This is a genomic window from Coprococcus sp. AF16-5 (assembly GCF_003479365.1).
Lineage (GTDB): Bacteria > Bacillota > Clostridia > Lachnospirales > Lachnospiraceae > Coprococcus > Coprococcus aceti.
Map to the genome: position 1 here is coordinate 610,026 of NZ_QUGZ01000001.1, position 15,092 is coordinate 625,117.

At 44.3% G+C, this 15,092-nt stretch carries 13 protein-coding genes and 1 tRNA gene; 2 read left to right on the top strand and 12 right to left on the bottom strand.

Going from position 1 to position 15,092, the window contains the following annotated elements; translation table 11 throughout:
- Window positions 1-134: 134 nt before the first annotated feature.
- From DWW70_RS02685 to DWW70_RS02710, 6 genes are all read right to left on the bottom strand, one after another.
- Window positions 135-3,044, bottom strand: coding sequence for an insulinase family protein (locus DWW70_RS02685; RefSeq protein WP_173795373.1), 2,910 nt, complete (start codon window positions 3,042-3,044; stop codon window positions 135-137).
- 36 nt (window positions 3,045-3,080) lie between these two features.
- Window positions 3,081-3,584, bottom strand: a complete 504-nt coding sequence (locus DWW70_RS02690; RefSeq protein ID WP_015534138.1) for a cytidine deaminase — start codon at window positions 3,582-3,584, stop codon at window positions 3,081-3,083.
- A gap of 185 nt (window positions 3,585-3,769) precedes the next feature.
- Window positions 3,770-4,504, bottom strand: a complete 735-nt coding sequence (locus DWW70_RS02695; RefSeq protein WP_242849641.1) for a DUF4190 domain-containing protein — start codon at window positions 4,502-4,504, stop codon at window positions 3,770-3,772.
- Between the two features lie 165 nt (window positions 4,505-4,669).
- Window positions 4,670-6,301 carry a chaperonin GroEL gene (groL, locus tag DWW70_RS02700; RefSeq protein ID WP_004853959.1) on the bottom strand — a complete coding sequence of 544 codons (1,632 nt, stop codon included), beginning with the start codon at window positions 6,299-6,301 and terminating at the stop codon, window positions 4,670-4,672.
- 80 nt (window positions 6,302-6,381) lie between these two features.
- Window positions 6,382-6,669, bottom strand: coding sequence for a co-chaperone GroES (locus DWW70_RS02705; RefSeq protein ID WP_015534141.1), 288 nt, complete (start codon window positions 6,667-6,669; stop codon window positions 6,382-6,384).
- 170 nt (window positions 6,670-6,839) lie between these two features.
- Window positions 6,840-7,715: a DNA-3-methyladenine glycosylase family protein gene (locus DWW70_RS02710; RefSeq protein ID WP_022216012.1), complete on the bottom strand. Its 876-nt coding sequence runs from the start codon at window positions 7,713-7,715 to the stop codon at window positions 6,840-6,842.
- 147 nt (window positions 7,716-7,862) lie between these two features.
- Between DWW70_RS02710 and DWW70_RS02715 the strand changes: the two genes are divergently transcribed.
- Window positions 7,863-8,582 carry a DUF6062 family protein gene (locus DWW70_RS02715; protein ID WP_015534143.1) on the top strand — a complete coding sequence of 240 codons (720 nt, stop codon included), beginning with the start codon at window positions 7,863-7,865 and terminating at the stop codon, window positions 8,580-8,582.
- Window positions 8,583-8,636: 54 nt separating this feature from the next.
- Here DWW70_RS02715 and DWW70_RS02720 read toward each other — a convergent pair whose 3' ends face one another.
- Entirely contained in the window at window positions 8,637-9,284 is a 648-nt protein-coding gene (locus tag DWW70_RS02720) for a hypothetical protein (protein WP_055144201.1), read from the bottom strand.
- Window positions 9,285-9,380: 96 nt separating this feature from the next.
- Entirely contained in the window at window positions 9,381-11,057 is a 1,677-nt protein-coding gene (locus DWW70_RS02725; RefSeq protein WP_055144198.1) for a glutamine--tRNA ligase/YqeY domain fusion protein, read from the bottom strand.
- Between the two features lie 201 nt (window positions 11,058-11,258).
- On the opposite strand from DWW70_RS02725, the gene DWW70_RS02730 reads away from it, so the two are divergent.
- Window positions 11,259-11,331, top strand: a tRNA-Thr gene (locus tag DWW70_RS02730).
- A 279-nt stretch (window positions 11,332-11,610) separates the two neighbouring features.
- Here DWW70_RS02730 and DWW70_RS02735 read toward each other — a convergent pair.
- From DWW70_RS02735 to cysS, 4 genes are read right to left on the bottom strand one after another with little or no spacing between them, the layout of a single operon-like run.
- Window positions 11,611-12,201 carry a sigma-70 family RNA polymerase sigma factor gene (locus DWW70_RS02735; protein ID WP_055144193.1) on the bottom strand — a complete coding sequence of 197 codons (591 nt, stop codon included), beginning with the start codon at window positions 12,199-12,201 and terminating at the stop codon, window positions 11,611-11,613.
- An 11-nt stretch (window positions 12,202-12,212) separates the two neighbouring features.
- Window positions 12,213-12,995, bottom strand: a complete 783-nt coding sequence (gene rlmB / locus DWW70_RS02740) for a 23S rRNA (guanosine(2251)-2'-O)-methyltransferase RlmB (RefSeq protein WP_015534148.1) — start codon at window positions 12,993-12,995, stop codon at window positions 12,213-12,215.
- Window positions 12,985-13,542, bottom strand: coding sequence for a Mini-ribonuclease 3 (locus DWW70_RS02745; RefSeq protein ID WP_015534149.1), 558 nt, complete (start codon window positions 13,540-13,542; stop codon window positions 12,985-12,987). The genes rlmB and DWW70_RS02745 overlap by 11 nt, the downstream gene beginning before the upstream one ends.
- Window positions 13,527-14,918 carry a cysteine--tRNA ligase gene (gene cysS, locus DWW70_RS02750; RefSeq protein WP_015534150.1) on the bottom strand — a complete coding sequence of 464 codons (1,392 nt, stop codon included), beginning with the start codon at window positions 14,916-14,918 and terminating at the stop codon, window positions 13,527-13,529. The genes DWW70_RS02745 and cysS overlap by 16 nt, the downstream gene beginning before the upstream one ends.
- Between the last annotated feature and the right edge of the window lie 174 nt (window positions 14,919-15,092).

Genomic DNA, 15,092 nt, shown 5'->3' on the forward strand with positions numbered 1-15,092 from the left:
CCTTCATCCTGCATGCGCAGGCTAACCTACGCATACGCATCTAGCTTTACTATGTCATGACCCTAATTCGCCGCTCGCAAGTCATGCAAGCACGCCCACTCACTTGCGCTCATTATATCGACTGTCGGCTATACCTAGAAAATCGCAAGTACATCCTTGAAGTTGTCCTTATTCTCCTCTATCTTGCTCTCTCCGCCGATGGCGCAGATGATTCCTGAATCCGTAACAGCCTTCACAAGTGGTGCAAGGGCTCTGATGGCATCTCTGTCGGTGGAGAGGATCTTATCACGCTCTCTCTGGATCTGTTCATCTGTAACTCCCATAAAGTATCTCGCCATATGGCTTATACCCTCCGCAACAGGAGTCGTCGGTGCATCTATCTGAGCCATGGTTCCAATGATATACTTGGTCATATCTCTGTCTGAGCACTCAAAGTTCTCCACGAACTTATATGCATTCTTGAATATGTCATATGTCTCCATGAGGTTTGGATCTCTGTATGAGCTCATATAGCAGGTTCCATTCCTGAGGAATGAGCACATGGCACCATATGCGCCGCCCTTCACACGGACATTTTCCCACAGATAACCATATGAGAATATGATTTTGAGAACGCTCAGTGAGCTGTCGTACTTGTATCCCGCATCCTCAAAATTACCCGCTATGGCAACATACTGAACCTGGCTGGCTGTCTTGAAGCCCTCATTCTTGAGATCCTTCTCAAAAGGCTTCACATCCTTATGTGCAGGTCTTGTAGAGAGTGCCATGCCAAAGTCCGCAAATGATTCCTCAAGCAGATCTGTCACGTCCTCATTTCCTGTATATGAAACCGTAAGTGCCCCCTTTCTGAGTACCTCTGCAAGGGCATACTGAAGCTTCTCAATGAAGTCATCGTACTTCTCATCGAAGTGATCCACTATGTCACACAGGAATTCATAATAAGCGATTCCACAGGTCTCATCCGTGAATCTTGCTCCCTCATCTATATAGGACATGGCTCTGGTGTATGCGGTCACATGTCCCGATGCAGCCATGCCATTCTTCATGCTGGACTTCTCCTCCGTCAGGAGCTCCTTCAGTCTCTTCCTGTCATCGATCTTAGATGAGAACATAATCTCCTTCATCAGTTCAACGGCATATGGAAGCTTCTCATAGAGTGCCTTCATTGACACGTAAAAGAACTTCTTGATATCCGTGTCACTGGCATATCCAACCATATCAAATTCTATTCCACCTATATTACTGTCTATCTCATTTGAAAGCTGTCCATAGGTATGCTTCTCTGTGTCAATATATTTAAACAGGCATGACAGCACAGCAAGATATGGCACAAGGTCATTATCTATATCATTTATATTGAAATAGAACCTCAGATATCCTATACCGTTTGTAAATATATCGTGGCTTACAACCGGAAGTCCGCCGATCTCAGACTCAACATTCTTGAGCTTCTCAGCCTCTTTGTCAATGTCATCTATCGCCAGAAGCGGAACCTTGGCAAGATCCTCTGCGGATGAAGGAGTCGCCTGATACTCCTTGAGCGCCTTTGTATCCTCCACGATCTTCTCAAGCTCCTCACGGCTGAGCGTAGCCTTGTATGCCGCAAGCTCATCAGCGATCTTCTTCTCATTCTCCTGGTCAAGACCCTTCTTAGGGTTCATGGTGAGATACAGGCCAAATGTATTATCAATGAAACATTCCTTTATAAGCTGCTCAAAGTATCCATTCTGAAGATCCTCTCTCAGCTCCTTATACACATCATTCATCTCAAAAAACATGAGTGCCTTGGTATCGTCATACAGCCAGCTGTTAAATGCATCCAGTCCGTACATAAGTCCCTTAGGAAACCTTCCAAAATTGGCCTCCTTGTGCTTGAACTCAAACTTGTTGATTGCAGCCTCAACCGCATCCTTATCTATACCATGGCTGAGTTCTTCAAATGTATCATCTATTATCTTTATGAATCTGTCCTTATCGTTCTTATCCGCGCCTCTTGCTATGATAGAGAATGTGGTCTGCTGACAGCCATTGTCAAATGAGCTGTAGACCTCCTCGCCTATACCCGCATCAGTCAGAGCTTTCTTCAGGACAGCTCCCGGCGCATCCATGAGCACGTACTCAAGTATTTCAAGGGCTGTAACCTTCTTCTTTTCGGTGCTGAGCCCTGTTATCTTGCTGTATGTGAGTATGGAATTGTTCTCCTCTGGATCAGTATCAGCTATGGAGTACTCCTTAGTGATATCCTTCATCTCGTCAAATGGCTTCTGAAGAGGGATCGCTGAATCTATCTCCTTGTAATCGTAATGTGACAGATACTCCTCATCTATAAATTCCAGCTCCTTCGCCATATCACAGTCACCATACAGATAAATATAACTGTTCGATGGATGATAATATGTCCTGTGGAAATCTCTGAATCTCTCAAGGGTGAGTGTAGGTATGGATACCGGATCACCGCCTGAATCATTGCCATATGGAGTGTCCGGCATGAGTGATGACTCTATCTCTCTGTACATAATCGACTCAGGACTTGAGTACACGCCCTTCATCTCATTATACACAACTCCGTTGTACTTCAGGTCTCCGTCCATAGAGTCAAGCTCGTAGTGCCAGCCCTCCTGCTTCATGATCTCATCATGTATATAGATATCCGGATAGAACACTGCATCCAGATACACACTCATGATGTTCTCAAAGTCCTTCTGATTGAAGCTCGCTATAGGATATACCGTCTTGTCTGAATAAGTCATGGCGTTCAGAAAGGTGTTCAGAGAACCTTTTGCCAGCTCAACAAATGGATCCTTTACCGGATATTTCTTTGAACCACAAAGCACTGAGTGCTCAATTATATGAGGTATTCCTGAATCATCATATGGAGGTGTCCTGAAGCCTATATTGAATACCTTATTCACATCGTCATTCTCAATGATGAGGACCCTTGCCTTTGTCTTTATATGCTCCAGCACATATCCCTTGCCATGTACCTCCGGTAGATCCTTCTCCTCAACTATTCTGTAAGCCTTTAAATCTTTGATATTTCCCAATTCATATTCTCCTTCTATATAAATTTTCAACGCTCACTATTCCATCTGTCCGGCACCAAACGAAGCCGGAAGAAACTCTGACAATCTTCTCATGTCGTAATCATCCTCTGAATGTGCTGCGATAACATACATATCCGCAGAAAATTCCGAGAGCACCTGTCTGCATATCCCACATGGATATGTTATTCCATTTATCCCTGTACTATTCAGGCCACCGACAATAGCAATCGCTTTGAAATCTTTATAGCCACTACTCACTGCATTACACACCGCTGCACGTTCTGCGCATATAGTTGCACCATACGAGGAATTTTCTATATTACAGCCCGTGAACACTCTGTATTCATTCGCATTTCTATCGCGGCTGTCTGTCTCTCTGCCAACGACTTCATCTGCATCCGAAGAATTCTCCCGGCCAGCCAGGAGTGCTGCCCCAACCTTAAACTGTGAGTACCTGGCATATGCCATTTCTCTCGCCTCTACCGCTTTCACAATAAGACGCCTGATGTCTGTATCTTCAATAATATAATCACTCTCCATAATACAGGACCTCCTTTCTGATACCTTCTACGCACTTCCATAATAATAACACTAATCCACCTTTAGATTCAATCACCCACACAGTATTAAACGTTCAAATATTATCAGCTTGGTGCACATAACAAGAGGCCGCCCGAAATCCGGCGGCCTCTCGATCACTTCTCTTTATTCAATTTATTACATTTTTAATAGCTTCCTGACTGTATCTGTCTGAGTATTTCGTCCACCATATCCTGATATGTGTCCGATGTAAGAACCAGGATAATACAGAACACCAGGAACACAAGTGCTATTGCGCTCATTATAATACCTGCGATAGCCATTCCCTTGCCAGGCTTCTTATCCTTAAGACTTATGATACCTGTTATCAGTCCCGCAATGGCTGTGGCAATTCCCACATATGTGATACAACATCCAAATGTAAGAGAAAAGATACCAAGCACCATAGATGCTATGGATACGCCTTTGCTCTCCTGTGGCTGCATATTATTCTGTGGATATGCCGGACCTCCGCCCATATTCATGTCCTGGTTAGCATAATTCTGTCCGTATGGATCTCCCGGCTGTCCGTAGCCCTGACCATACTGACCATATCCCTGTCCGTACTGGCCACCTGGCTGGCCATAATTCTGTCCATACTGGCCGCCTGGCTGACCATAATTCTGATCATACTGTCCACCTGGCTGACCATAATTCTGTCCATACTGGCCGTCTGACTGACCATAGTTCTGGTCGTTCTGTCCATACTGGCCGTCTGACTGACCATAGTTCTGGTCGTTCTGTCCATACTGAGGCGCACCGGCATATGGATTCTGCTGTCCCGCCTGTCTGTTGTCTTCTGTTGGCTGATAGCCGCCAAAGCTGTTGTTATCTTCTCCCATCTCTTCCTGCCTTTCATTTATAACTTTTTTGTAACCCATACTTTCCCTTAGTCGAAAAATATCTGTTCTGATTATCTCACACATGCCGGTTAGTGTCAATTAACCTACATAAAAAAAGAAACACATCACCCGATTACGAATGATGTGATCCTTTTTTATCTTAGTCTTTGTATTTTACTGCGAAATCGTGTCTGACTCTATTCCTTAGAAGCCCATTCCGCCGCCCATTCCTGCTCCGCCTGCTGGCATTGCTGGAGCGTCTTCCTTGATATCAGCTACAACTGACTCTGTTGTGAGCATTGTTGAAGCAACTGATGTAGCGTTCTGAAGTGCACTTCTTGTAACCTTAACAGGATCAATGATTCCTGCCTCGATCATGTTGACATATGTCTCATTGTATGCATCAAAGCCCACACCAACCTCAGACTCTTTGATCTTGTTGATGATGACTGATCCCTCAAGTCCTGCATTGGCTGCGATGTGGAACAGTGGAGCCTCCATAGCCTTGAGAACTACCTTAGCGCCTGTCTTCTCATCGCCCTCAAGATCCTTTACAAGCTCTGCAACCTTCTTTGCAGCGTGGATGTATGCTGAACCACCACCTGAGATGATTCCCTCTTCAACTGCAGCTCTTGTGGCATTAAGGGCATCCTCCATACGGAGCTTAGCTTCCTTCATCTCTGTCTCTGTAGCTGCGCCGACTCTGATAACTGCAACTCCACCGGCAAGCTTTGCGAGTCTCTCCTGAAGCTTCTCTTTATCAAACTCTGATGTTGTCTCCTCAAGCTGAGCCTTGATGACATTTACACGACCTGCGATGTCTTCCTTAGCGCCCATACCATCAACGATAACTGTGTTCTCCTTTGTGATCTTAGCACTCTTTGCACGTCCAAGGTCATCAAGAGTAGCATCCTTGAGCTCATATCCAAGCTCCTCTGAGATTACCTTACCGCCTGTAAGAATAGCGATATCCTGAAGCATCTCTTTTCTTCTGTCGCCATAACCAGGAGCCTTTACAGCTACTACCTGGAATGTACCACGCAGCTTGTTGACGATAAGTGTTGTGAGAGCCTCACCCTCGATATCCTCAGCGATGATCAGTAGCTTTGATCCGCTCTGAACGATCTGCTCAAGAAGTGGAAGGATCTCCTGGATATTTGAGATCTTCTTATCTGTAATAAGTATATATGGGTTATCAAGCTCTGCAACCATCTTCTCCATATCTGTTGCCATGTAAGCTGAAATATAACCTCTGTCGAACTGCATACCTTCTACAAGGTCGAGCTCTGTCTTCATTGACTTTGACTCTTCGATTGTGATGACTCCATCCTTTGACACTTTCTCCATAGCGTCGGCAACCATCTGTCCAACCTCATCGTCACCAGCTGAGATAGATGCAACTCTTGCGATCTGATCCTTTCCGCTGATAGTCTCACTCATATCAAGAATAGCCTCAACTGCCTTGTCGCAAGCCTTCTTCATTCCCTTTCTGAGAACGATAGGATTAGCACCTGCTGCCAGATTCTTCATTCCTTCATTGATCATAGCCTGTGCAAGAACTGTAGCTGTTGTAGTACCATCACCTGCAACATCGTTTGTCTTTGTTGCAACTTCCTTGACGATCTGAGCACCCATGTTCTCAAATGCATCCTCAAGCTCGATGTCCTTTGCTATTGTAACACCATCATTTGTGATGAGTGGTGAACCGTATGACTTTGCAAGTACAACGTTTCTTCCTTTAGGTCCAAGTGTAACTCTTACTGTATCTGCTAACTGATTAACTCCTGCCTCAAGTGCCTTTCTAGCCTCAGCACCGTACTTAATTTCCTTTGCCATTTCTATCTACCTCCATGTTATATTACATATATATCATCCGCATATGTCTCCCACAGCTCACGCTGTCTGGATATATGCTTTTACTTCTCAACGATTGCAAGGATGCTGTCCTGCTTGATAACTATGTACTCTTCGTCGTCAAGCTTAACCTCTGAACCAGCGAACTTCTGATATATAACTGTATCTCCAACCTTAACGTCCATAGGAACCAGCTTGCCATCAACAACTGCTCCAGGGCCAACCTCTATAACCTCTGCATACTGTGGCTTCTCCTTTGCCTGGCCTGGTAATACGATTCCTGACTTTGTTGTCTCCTCTGCTACTGACTGCTTTAATACTACTCTGTCTCCAAGTGGTCTTAACTTCATGATATATACCTCCTGATTTATTTTTTCTTTTATTTTCTCATCTTCGTTCTTAGCACTCAATTTATGTGAGTGCTAACACTGTTTTATATTCTATCCATTTCTATAAAAAAATCAACCCTTATTTTCTAAAAAATATATAAAAATATGTCTGTCATCTACAGTAATACATATCACTTAAAAAGAGTCGTTCTTGCATAGTCAAACAGATACTGCTGCGCATATCCCCCGAGATTTCCGAACTTTTTCACGGCAAATGCCTCTATCTCCAGTTTTTTTGTGTCCTTGCCATCAAAGTACATGCTCTCCATGATCCTCTTCATCCACACATCCACAGGGAAAGCCTCACGTCTTCCAAGTCCAAAGAGCAGGACACAGTTGGCAACTTTCTCTCCTACTCCCTTTATAGTCATGAGAAGTTCCCTTGCCTGTTCTATGTCAAGTGCGTCAAGCTTCTCCTTTGTGACATTTCCCGAGTACACCGCCTCCGTCGCATTCATTATGTATGGAGCACGGAATCCGACCTTGCACTCCCTGAGCTCATCCTCTGTGACCTCATGAAGTCTGTCTACATCAGGGAACACATAAAATGCCTCGCCATTATATCCTATGACCTCATCACCAAATCTATGCGATATATTTTTCACACACTGTTTTATCTGAGGGATATTCTTGTTCTGGGATATGATAAATGATATAAGCGTCTCAAAGAAGTCCTGATTGAGTATACGTATTCCATCCTTCTCATTCACAGCCGTCTGAAGTGCGCTGTCCGCCTTTATGACACTCTCCTTGATGAGCCCGTAATCGTTGTCCATATCCAGATAAGGACGCCATATTCCTTCATAGTCTTCCATGGATGAACCATATATCCTGAGCACGCCGCCTGACTGTTCCATCTTCACAGCCCTGCCAAATGCTATGACCTCATACACTTCATCATCAAGCTTGTCAAAATGAAAGCACTGACCACACTCAAGTATCTGAGAAAGTCTGAAATCCTTCACTCCGTCTACCGTAACTATATTGCCATCACAACTTACATTCATCTTCCGTACACCTGCCATTTCATATTTGTATAATTGTGCTTTTTGTCTTATAAATTTCTCCAGGCTATTGTATAATACCTGTATATTATTTTCAATGTCACATAAGCAGTGTGGCAAAAACTGACACTATCACAAACAGGAGGATCTATGGCTGAACAGATATACACTATACCAGTAAACGATGCATTTGACAGCGGCTGCGAATGCCCTATGTGCCAGATGCAGAAGGATCTTGAACGAAATGCAATTGAATATACGATGGGGCCAAGCTACATGGAGGACGACAACCGTGCCATGACTGACAAGCTTGGTTTTTGCAGTCATCATCTGAGAATGCTCTATCAGGAAAAGAATCGTCTGGGTCTGGCACTCATGATGAACACCCATATGAATAAGACTATACAAGATATGAGGGCGCTGGCTGCCAAAGGTCCCGCCGCCAAAGCCGGTCTGTTCGGCAAGAACACACCAAATGCACCTGTTGTCGATTATATAGAGAATATGGAGAAAAGCTGCTTCATTTGTGGACGTATGGATGACATGTTCGTACGCTATGTAGACACTATCTTCCATATGTGGAAAAGAGATTCCGAGTTCAGGGACAAATTTGCTACGAGCAAAGGCTTCTGTACATACCACTACGGAATACTGTACAAGACAGGCCAGAACAAACTGAGCAAGGAACAGTATGCGCAGTTCATCGAAATCCTCAACAAGGTATACTTTGACAATATGGAACGTGTCAATGGTGACCTGAGCTGGTTCATAGACAAGTTTGACTACAGATACAAGAACGAGCCATGGAAGAATTCCAAGGACGCCCTCCCGAGAGGGATCATCAAGATTGGCCACACATTTGTAGAATAATAAACACATGACAATAAATAAAAGCCGCCTTACATATCTGTAAAGCGGCTTATTTTAACTGACTCTCCATGCAATGAGACCATCCGGAAGCGCCGGCTTTATCATGCCAAGCCTTCTGCCTGTGTTCTCTATGCCATGAGCCTGTTTCATTCTCTCATGGAGATATGCTCTGTATTCTGTGAGAAGCCCGGTAAATATCGGTCTGAGCTCAGGGCACCTTCTGAAATCCCCCGGCTTGACAAGTCCCGGTTTCTTGTGGAATATATCCACACCGGCATTTTTCAACACCGATGCCACGAACTGTGAACAGAAGAAACTGTATTCCCTCTCATACGCAAGATGGAAAAATACGCTGAATACACCCATGAAGTTATATCCGTATCTGTCCGGATGCTTCTTGAATCTGGCGAGCTCCTGCTGTATCCTGTCATACTGCTTACTCGTGACCTTCAGCTCATACACAGCGCATCTGGTTCCCTTGTGCTTTCCAAATATTCCCTTTTCTATGTTCTCACTGATAAATCCACTGTTAAATGGATTGTATACACCTTTCCTTGCAAAACTGTACATTTCATCAAGACTTATGTCCAGTGCCAGAGATGTGTGACAATACGGCTCTCTGGTCATAAGCTTTATGAGATTTGAAGGAACTGTTTTTGTCTTTGACAAAAGTATGTATACCTTCTTACTCTCATCTTTCATATTTTTGTTTCCAATCACCTATTTTGATGTACGCATATCCCCCCACAGGATAAGCGCCAATCCCCACATCATAAATTATAAACGCATCCCCGGTAATTACTTGCCCGGCTTGTAAGAACTCTTGAGTGACACGATCCTGTTGTATACAGGATGCTCCGCTGTAGAATCCTTTGAGTCAACACAGAAGAAACCATTTCTCAGGAACTGGAATGCCTCTCCCGGCTGAGCCTCCTCAAATGCCTTCTCAAGCTTACATCCCTGTTTGATAACAAGTGAGTTTGGATTGAGATTCAATGTACCATCGTCGTTGAGCTTCCCCTTCTCCTCATCGATGATATTCTCATACAGACGAACCTCTGCATCTATTGCGCTCTCTGCCGATACCCAGTGAATGGTTCCCTTGACCTTACGTCCCTCAAAGCCTGAACCGCTTCTTGTCTCTGGGTCATATGTACAATGTACTGTTGTGACATTGCCGTCCTCGTCCTTCTCAAATCCCACGCACTTTACGAAATATGCATTCTTAAGACGAACCTCGTTGCCAGGGAACAGTCTGAAATACTTCTTAGGAGGCTCCTCCATGAAGTCCTCTCTCTCTATATACAGATACTTGCTGAATGCTACCTTTCTGCTTCCGAGCTCCTCGTTCTCCTGATTGTTCTCGACATCGAGGTACTCAACCTGATCCTCAGGATAGTTGTCGATGACAAGCTTTACAGGATCAACAACTGCCATGTATCTCTTGGCTGTGAGCTTCAGGTCGTCTCTCACGCAATACTCAAGCATAGCGTAATCAACAGACGACTGGCTCTTGGATATTCCAACCAGCTCCATGAACTTCTTAATAGCTGATGGTGTGAAGCCTCTTCTTCTGAGGGCTGCAATGCTTACAAGACGTGGGTCATCCCATCCGTCTACTATTCCGTCCTCGACAAGCTTCTTGATGTATCTCTTACCTGTTATGACATTTGTCAGGTAAAGCTTTGCGAACTCTATCTGCTTTGGTGTGCCCTCAGGTGAATCCTTGTAACCGAGCTCCATAACCACCCAGTCATACAGAGGTCTGTGATCCTCAAACTCAAGTGTACATATAGAATGTGTAACACCCTCGATGGCATCCTCGATAGGATGTGCAAAGTCATACATAGGGTAAATGCACCACTTGTCACCTGTGTTGTGGTGGTTCATTCTTGCTATTCTGTAGATAATAGGATCTCTCATGTTGATGTTAGGGCTTGCCATATCTATCTTTGCACGGAGTACCTTACTTCCGTCAGGGAACTCACCGTTCTTCATTCTCTCGAACAGATCAAGATTCTCCTCTATGCTTCTGTCTCTGTATGGGCTGTTCTTGCCCGGCTCAGTGAGAGTTCCTCTGTACTCTCTGATTTCATCTGCTGTGAGGTCACACACATATGCCTTGCCCTTCTTGATGAGCTTTATGGCAGCCTCGTACATCTGGTCAAAGTAATTTGATGCAAAGAACACTCTGTCTCCAAAGTCTGCTCCCAGCCACTTGACATCTGCAAGTATTGACTCTACGAACTCTGTTTTCTCCTTTGTAGGGTTGGTATCGTCAAATCTGAGATTAAACTGTCCGCCATACTGCTGTGCCAGTCCGTAATTCAAAAGTATTGACTTGGCATGTCCTATATGTAAATATCCATTTGGCTCTGGTGGGAATCTGGTAACGATCTTCGGCACCTTACCCTCTGCGATATCTTTCTCAATTATCTGTTCAATGAAATTCTTACCTGTCATCTCTTCAGCCATTTCCAAACTGCCTCCCGCTTTTTTTGATAATTCTAAATGTCTGCAACCGAATTTGCACACGATTACAGTTAGTTTACCATACTTTTACTGCTTGTACCACAATTATCTTTTGATTTGTCATTATTTTTCGCACAAATGTAAATATTTTACTTGATTTTTGATGTCCATTTTGTTATAGTTATTATTGCTTTTGAAAAGCAAGCTACTATAGCTCAGGTGGTAGAGCGCAACATTGGTAATGTTGAGGTCACGGGTCCGACTCCCGTTAGTAGCTTTTATTTTTTTGTCCGTATTTACGCCGCCCTGAGCGGCTTTATTTTTATCCACCGCAGACCGGATCACTTACTTTCCGCCCGCAGTCTCAGCTTCATATATTCCATCAGCCCACTTCTTATTCCACTCACTCATGACATCGTTACCTTTTTTAGCTTTGCTCTCCGCTCTCATGTCACCACTCCTTAATCCGATGATTAGCTAATTTTTTGCAAAAAAGGAAGCGGCACTATGCCGCTTCCTGTCTTTGATTAAACAACTTAAAATTTTATTATTCTAATTACACATCCCTGAGCTTAGCTCTGATCCTCTGAACCGCATTGTCTATGGATTTTGCCGGTTTGCAGAGTCTCTCCCCTATCACTTCATAAGAAGCGCCTGTTAGATATTCGTCAAGAACACGCTTCTCAAGCTTAGAAAGCTTACTGTCGATGAGCTTTATAAGATCTGACTCACGCAGCTTCGCCATCATGATATCCTCAGGATTAGTTATGACACCCGAATCTATCTCATCAAGCGGGCTGGAGTAATCTCCCCCGCCATCGCCATAGATCGATATATAGTAGTTCAACGGTCCGTTTTTCTTGTTGTTTGAATTGTTCACCGCGGTAATGAGCTGCCTTCTCACGCACATGAACGCAAAGGTCTTGAATGTCGCGCCCTTGTCAGGTCTGTAATTATTCACAGCCTTGACCAGTCCGATCATGCCCTCCTGTATAAGATCCTCCTCATCAGCACCTATGATATAAAGGCTTCTGCTCTGTCCCGTTATCATTGGGCCATAGCGCTTGATAAGTGTCTCCATAGCATCGTTATCCTTTTGTTCATTTATAAGCTCCAGCAGTTCATTATCTGATAATTCCGAATACATATACTCTACCTTTACTTGTTCATCCTCTGTCTTACGACCTCATAAGCCAGAACTCCGGCAGCAACTGACGCGTTGAGTGAGTCTATGTCTCCCTTCATAGGAACAGATACGACATAATCACACTTCTCCTTGACCAGTCTGCTGACACCGCTTCCCTCATTACCTATGACAAGTCCAAGGGAACCTGTGAGGTTACACTTGTACATGAGTTCTCCGTCCATATCCGCACAGGCGAACCACATGCCTCTATCTTTCAGCTCCTCTATGGTCTTGCTGATATTTGTAACCTTTGCAACAGGTGTATAATTGATAGCTCCCGCTGATGCCTTTACAACCGTTGCTGTGATTCCGACTGCACGCCTCTTAGGTATGATCACACCGTGGGCACCACAGAGATTCGCTGTTCTGATGATCGCACCAAGATTGTGTGGATCCTCTATCTCATCGAGTATGAAGAAAAATGGATCCTCTCCTCTGCTCTCAGCCAGTGCAAACATATCCTCTATCTCTGCGTACTTATATGCCGCTGCATGAGCTATCACGCCCTGATGCTTGCCAGCCTGTGACATCTGGTTTAACTTTTCCTTTGAGAGGTAGTTTATCACTGTATCCTGCTTCTTCGCCTCCCTGACTATGCTGTTCACGATTCCATCCCTGCATCCGTCAAGGACATACAGCTTATCTATGGTCTTGCCTGATCTGAAAGCCTCGAGGACTGCATTTCTTCCCTCTATGACAAATGCTTCCTCATCGCTCTCTGTCTTAATGTTATTCTCAAATTCTCTATTCTGCATCTTTTTCTCCATCTGTACTCTCTGTACTCTTTTCAAGTGTTGAGGTATCCTCTATTGTATCTTCCTGTGCTGCTTTGCCCGGATCCTTGTGCTGCTGTTCTGCCCTGTCCGTTTCAACTGGATCATGGTTCAGTATGATCCTCGTGATCTCAAACATCCTGTCATACTGCTTATCAAGATACAGAAAGCCTATAAGGCACTCAAAGCCCGTTGCCATTCGGTACTGTCCCACAGTCGCATTCTTGGCTGTTGAATGAGTCTTGGTGTTCCTGCCTCTCTTGTATATCCACTCTTCCTCCTCGGTGAGCAGTCCGTTGTCCAGAAGATACATTATATATCCCGCCTGAGCCTCCGCCTTCACAAGCTGGCTCACCTCTTTGTGGTATTTGTATGCCTGCTTGTTATCCTTTGTGACAGCAAGGGTCTTTATGAGAAGATCAAACACGCTGTCACCTATATATGCAAGTGAAAGCGGCGAATACTCCCTTGGATTAGTGTATGTCACCCCGAGTATCTCAGTAAAGTAACTGTCTATGCTCTTTTCCATTTTACGCCCTCTCTGGTATCCTCAAGGATAATTCCCATATCACTGAGCTGGTCACGGATCTCATCTGCCCTAGCAAAGTTCTTTGCCTTTCTTGCAGCCTGTCTCTCCTCGATAAGAGCCTCTATATCTGAATCAAGTATCTCTTTCTTCTTCTCTGTGATGATTCCAAGTATGTCGCAGAGCTTTGTCACTGTATTGAGCACAAGCTCCACAGTAGCCTTTGTTGACTCCTCTGTCACATTTACATTTGCATATTTTACGAGCTCAAATATAACTGAGATCGCATCTGCAGTGTTGAGGTCGTCATCCATGGCTGCCTCATATTTCTTCACAAATGCATCCATCTCGTCTGCAACTGCCTTATCTACTTCTCCTTCTGTTCCGCTTATAGACTTCAGTCTGTCAACTGCTGTAAGGATTCTCTCAAGGCCGTTCTTTGAAGCCTCAACAAGGTCTGCTGAGAAGTTGAGCGGACTTCTGTAATGGGCTGACAGCATGAAGAATCTAATGACCTGAAGAGGGTACTTCTCTGCTATCTCTCTGACTGTGAAGAAGTTGCCAAGTGACTTGGACATCTTCTCATTGTTGATCTTGAGGAAGCCGTTGTGCATCCAGTATCTTGCGAACTCTGTGCCATTTGCAGCCTCACTCTGTGCTATCTCGTTCTCATGGTGTGGGAATACAAGATCCTCTCCACCCGCATGTATATCTATTACATCTCCGATATATTTCTTGGACATAACCGAGCACTCAAGATGCCAGCCTGGTCTTCCATCGCCCCATGGTGATGGCCATGATGGCTCGCCCTCCTTCTTTGGCTTCCAGAGAACGAAATCAAGCGGATCCTCCTTCTCATCAACACCTGATACAAGAAGGTCTCTGTTACCTGAACGGAGATCATCGATATTCTTCTTGGACAGCTTGCCGTAGTCCTTGAACTTTCTGGTTCTGAAGTATACGGTTCCATTCACCTCGTAAGCGTATCCCTTCTCTATAAGAGTCTTTACCATCTCAATCATATCCGGTATCTCTTCTGTTGCCTTTGGATGTGTTGTCGCCTCACGCACATTGAGAGCCGCCATATCCTTCTTGACCTCTGCGATATATCTCTCTGATATAACGCTGGCATCCACACCCTCCTCATTTGCACGCTTTATGATCTTGTCATCGACATCAGTAAAATTCGATACATAATTGACATCATAGCCCTTGTACTCCAGATATCTTCTGAGCGTATCAAATACTATCATTGGTCTGGCATTTCCTATATGGATATAATCATATACAGTAGGACCACATACATATATTCCCACCTTACCCTCGTTGATAGGCACAAACTCTTCTTTTCTTCTTGTGAGCGTGTTTAAAATCTTCATAAATATAATGTCCTTTCTATATTGGTCGATAATATATCTGTAAGCAAACAAAAAACTTCGTCCCAATATACATATGATATGCATATAGAGACGAAGTATTATCTCCGCGGTTCCACTCTGATTGTATTAAATACTACAATTCCTGTTCTTCGCCTTTTGTGTCTAGTATATGTG